5 protein-coding genes are annotated in these 4,498 nt (G+C 62.6%); 3 read left to right on the top strand and 2 right to left on the bottom strand.

Annotation, left to right across the window (positions count from 1 at the left end):
* The 3 genes from pgk to fba form a co-directional block, all read left to right on the top strand.
* Window positions 1-529 (top strand): phosphoglycerate kinase (gene pgk / locus ACY693_RS15585; RefSeq protein WP_462322732.1); only part of this gene is annotated, 529 nt, incomplete at its 5' end.
* Window positions 530-671: 142 nt separating this feature from the next.
* Entirely contained in the window at window positions 672-2,096 is a 1,425-nt protein-coding gene (pyk, locus tag ACY693_RS15580) for a pyruvate kinase (protein ID WP_462322731.1), read from the top strand.
* A gap of 58 nt (window positions 2,097-2,154) precedes the next feature.
* Window positions 2,155-3,219, top strand: a complete 1,065-nt coding sequence (gene fba / locus ACY693_RS15575; protein WP_462322730.1) for a class II fructose-bisphosphate aldolase — start codon at window positions 2,155-2,157, stop codon at window positions 3,217-3,219.
* Window positions 3,220-3,335: 116 nt separating this feature from the next.
* On the opposite strand, the gene ACY693_RS15570 is transcribed toward fba, so the two are convergent.
* Window positions 3,336-3,638, bottom strand: coding sequence for a circadian clock KaiB family protein (locus tag ACY693_RS15570; protein WP_462322729.1), 303 nt, complete (start codon window positions 3,636-3,638; stop codon window positions 3,336-3,338).
* Window positions 3,635-4,498: ATPase domain-containing protein (locus ACY693_RS15565; RefSeq protein WP_462322728.1), on the bottom strand; the 864-nt coding region annotated here is incomplete at its 5' end. The genes ACY693_RS15565 and ACY693_RS15570, both read right to left, overlap by 4 nt.

Genomic DNA, 4,498 nt, shown 5'->3' with positions numbered 1-4,498 from the left:
CGCCAACACCTTCCTCGCGGCTGCTGGCCACAAGGGTGGCAAGTCGCTCTACGAGGCCGACCTGGTCGACACGGCGAAGGGGCTGATGGAAAAGGCAACCGCAGCCGGGGCCACCATCCCGATAGCGACCGATGTGGTCTGCGGCAAGCAGTTCGATGAGAACGAGCCTGCGGTGACCAAGCCGGTGGCCGAGGTCGAGGATGACGACATGATCTTCGACATCGGCCCAGATAGTGCCAACGCGCTGGCTGAGGTCATCAAGAATGCGGGCACCGTGGTCTGGAATGGCCCGGTCGGCGTCTTCGAGTTCGATCAATTCGGCGAGGGCACTAAGACCATCTCGATGGCGATCGCCGAGACCGATGCCTTTACCCTGGCCGGTGGTGGCGACACCATCGCCGCGATCCAGAAGTACGATATTTACGATCGTGTCTCCTACATCTCGACCGCTGGCGGTGCCTTCCTCGAGTATCTCGAAGGCAAGACGCTGCCCGCTGTCGCGATGCTCGAAGCGCGCGCACAGGACTAACAACCCCGCGACTCACCATGAGGAAGATCTCCCGGTAAAGACCTGCCGCTTTCCGGGGGATCATACCGCACGGAAGAGGCTTCGCCTCTTGCGAGCAGTGTCGCCCGGTTTGGCCAGGCGTGGATTGAACACATAAGCAAACATGCCAAGACGTACCAAGATCGTTGCGACCTTCGGCCCAGCCACCGATGCCCCGGGCGTGCTGGAGGCGATGATGGATGCCGGCCTCAACGTCGTGCGGCTGAACATGTCGCATGACAGCCATGATCGGCATCGCGAGCGCGCGCGTCGGGTTCGCGAGACCGCGCTGGCCAAGCGGCATCCGCTGGGTCTGCTCGTCGACCTGCAAGGGCCAAAGATCCGCATCGGACGCTTCGTCGAGGGGGCCATCGAGCTCGCCGAGGGAGCCGCGTTCGCGATCGATGCCGATTGCCCGCTCGACGCCGGCGATGCGACCCGGGTCGGGACGACCCTACCGAGTATGGTCAACGATGTGGCCCCAGGTGACATCTTGCTGCTCGATGACGGCGCCATCGAGCTGCGCGTCGACGGTGTTGCCGGCACGCGCATTGACTGTACCGTTGTGGTCGGCGGGCGTTTGTCGAACAACAAGGGCATCAACCGCAAGGGTGGCGGACTCTCCGCACCGGCGCTGACCGACAAGGACAAGGCCGATATCGCCTTCGCAGCCGAGGTCGAGGCCGACTATGTCGCGGTCTCCTTTGTCTGCAATGGGAATGATGTCCGGCTCGCGCGAACGCTGCTTGAAGACGCCGGTGGCAAGGGTGGCATCGTTGCCAAGATCGAGCGTGCTGAGGCCTTGACGGCACTGGAGGACATCATCGATGCCTCAGATGCGGTGATGGTGGCGCGCGGCGATCTCGGTGTCGAGATCGGCGACGCCGAGCTGCCGGCGGTCCAGAAGCGGCTGATTCGGCTGGCGCGCGAGCGCAACAGCGTGGTGATCACTGCCACGCAGATGATGCAGTCGATGATCGAGAACCCGATCCCGACCCGGGCCGAGGTCTTTGATGTCGCCAACGCAGTCCTCGATGGCACCGACGCGGTGATGCTCTCCGCCGAGACCTCGGTCGGCAAGAACCCGGCCAAGGTGGTCGAGTCGATGTCGCGCATCTGTGCCGAGGCCGAGAAGGAGCGCCTGGTCCAGCGCTCGACCCATCGCCTGGATACGGTCTTCGGCCGTGTCGATGAGGCCATCGCGATGGCCACCATGTACACCGCCAATCATCTGGGCGTTAAGGCGATCGCCGCACTGACCGAGTCTGGCTCGACGGTCAAATGGATGTCGCGCATCAGCTCCGGCATCCCGATCTACGCGATGACGCGGCAGGTGCCAACCCGTCGAAAAGTGACCCTTTTTCGAGGTGTCTATCCGGTAAGATTCGACGTCTCGAGCACGAATATCCACGAGGTCAACAAGGAGGTGATCGAAGAGCTGCTGCGCCACGGCACGGTACACAAGGGCGACCGCTGCGGTGTCGAAGGCCAGACCAACATCATGAAGATCATGCGCGTCGGCGAGCATCGGCTCCTGACCGGAGATTGAGGCTTCGGCATTCGATCTGAGACAACCTTTCCGTTATCAACGACAGAGGAGAACCGCAATGGCCCTTATTTCGCTTCGCCAGCTGCTGGACCACGCCGCCGAGCATACCTACGGCGTTCCGGCCTTTAATGTGAACAACCTAGAGCAGATGCGAGCGATCATGGAGGCGGCCGACGAGACCGATTCTCCGGTGATCTGTCAGGCCTCTGCCGGTGCGCGCAAGTATGCGGGCGCCCCCTTCCTGCGCCACCTGATCCTGGCCGCGATCGAGGAATGGCCGCACATCCCGGTCGTGATGCACCAGGATCATGGTGCCTCGCCCGCAGTCTGCCAGCGCTCGATCCAGCTCGGCTTCAGCTCGGTGATGATGGACGGCTCGCTCGGTGAGGACATGAAGACACCGATGGACTACGACTACAACGCGCGCGTCACCCGTCAGGTGGTCGACATGGCGCACGCCTGCGGCGTCTCGGTCGAGGGCGAGCTGGGCTGTCTGGGCTCACTCGAGTCCGGCATGGCGGGTGAAGAGGATGGCTCAGGCGCCGAGGGTGTGCTCGATCACAGCCAGCTGCTGACCGATCCCGAAGAGGCCGCTAAGTTCGTCCAGGATACCCATGTTGATGCCTTGGCCATCGCCATCGGGACCAGCCACGGTGCCTACAAGTTCACTCGGCCGCCGACAGGTGACATCCTGGCCATCCAGCGCATCAAAGAGATCCATGCGCGCATTCCTGACACCCATCTGGTCATGCATGGCTCGTCATCGGTGCCACAGGAGTGGCTGAAGATCATCGATGAGTTCGGCGGCGCCATGGGTGAGACCTACGGCGTGCCGGTCGAAGAGATCGCCGAGGGCATCAAGAACGGCGTGCGCAAGGTCAATATCGATACCGACCTGCGGATGGCCTCGACCGGTGCGATCCGGCAGCACCTGGCCGAGAACCCGAAGAACTTCGACCCACGCAAGTATCTCGCGGCCTCAACCAAGGCCATGAAGGATATCTGCAAGCACCGCTACGAGGCCTTCGGTACCGCAGGCAACGCCAGCAAGATCCGCGCGCTCTCGCTCGAGGCGATGACCGAGCGTTATGCCAAGGGCGAGCTTGACCCGAAGGTCAACTGATCTGCTTCGCTATCGCGAAGGGCACAAAGGGCGCTACGGCGCCCTTTTTTGTTGAGTGAGTCAAGGGTTGCCATCAACCGTGCCACCAATGGTGCCATCAGGGGGCACCAACGATGTCACCGATGCAGCGCGAGAAAGCGCTCTAAGGCCCGTCGCTCGGAGAGATCACCGTAGAGGATCTCGGCGTCGCCGTTCTCGTTGGTGCGCAACAGGGCCGGCGTGGCAAAGATGCCAAAGACGAGGCTTTGCGCGGGATCGGCCGTCAGATCGATCTCCTGCACCGTATTAGGATCGAGTCCGCTCTGCTCGAGCGCCTCGGCAAGATTGGCCCGTGCCCGCAGAGAGCGCGGCGCATCGCCGGTCACGAAGAGCCTGAGGCGACGCGGGCTGGTGGCCATGGTCTCGGAGGGTCTGTTCATGCCGCCCCCTTAGGCGGGGACGTTTCAGCTTGGGGTACGTCAGCTAGGGACTGTTCTGACGTTTGCTGCTGGGCGTCAGCGGTCTCAGTTGCACTCGGATTCCGACGGCTCATCACATCGCGGTTGTGACGTTGAGCGCTTCGCTCCCGTGCCGAGCGCTCTTCTTTATGTGCCTGCAACTCCAACTTGAGCCGTTCCGTTTGCCCCTGGAGCTGCTCGAGCTGCTGCTCGAGCGCCCGCTGGTGCTGGGCATCTTCGAGTGTCTTGAGTCGACGCTTGATTGCTTCCTCGCTTTCCTTCTGCATTCGAGCCGTGCCCATCAGGACCTCAGTGCCATATTCGTAGACATCGGCGAGATCGATGCCGTAGTTGCTCAGGATCAGCTCGCGCACCTGATCGGAATGCGCCGAACCGCGCGACTTGACCACCGAGAGCGAGCGATTGCGCTCCCCGCCATAGATGTTGAAGCCGAGCACCATCCAGGTATCGGCCAAGGTCGAGGCATGACTCAGCGTGGCCTCACTGGTTGGGTCGGTTTGGGTGCCCAATGAGGTCAGCAGGGTGGTGATGCCGCGTGCACGGGTGGTGCTGAGCACCCGCTCGATGGCGACCTGGGCGCTATCGGCTCCGGCTGCCTTCAACAGGGCAGAGACCGGATCGATGACGAGACAATGGGGCCGGAAGCGTTCAATCAACTGCTCCAGGGCATGATAGTGCTCCTCGACCAGACCGCTCCAGGCCTCGCGCGTCTGGAACTCAACTAGGCCGGACTCGATCGCCTCGCTGAGGTCAATCCCCACCGAGGCGAGATTGCGCACCACCGGTGCTTGCTGCTCATCGAAACTGAGGAACAGCGTGCG

The sequence above is a fragment of the Halochromatium sp. genome, assembly GCF_054919635.1.
The sequence above is the reverse complement of the archived record's forward strand: the minus strand, read 5'-3'. Positions and strand labels throughout refer to the sequence as shown.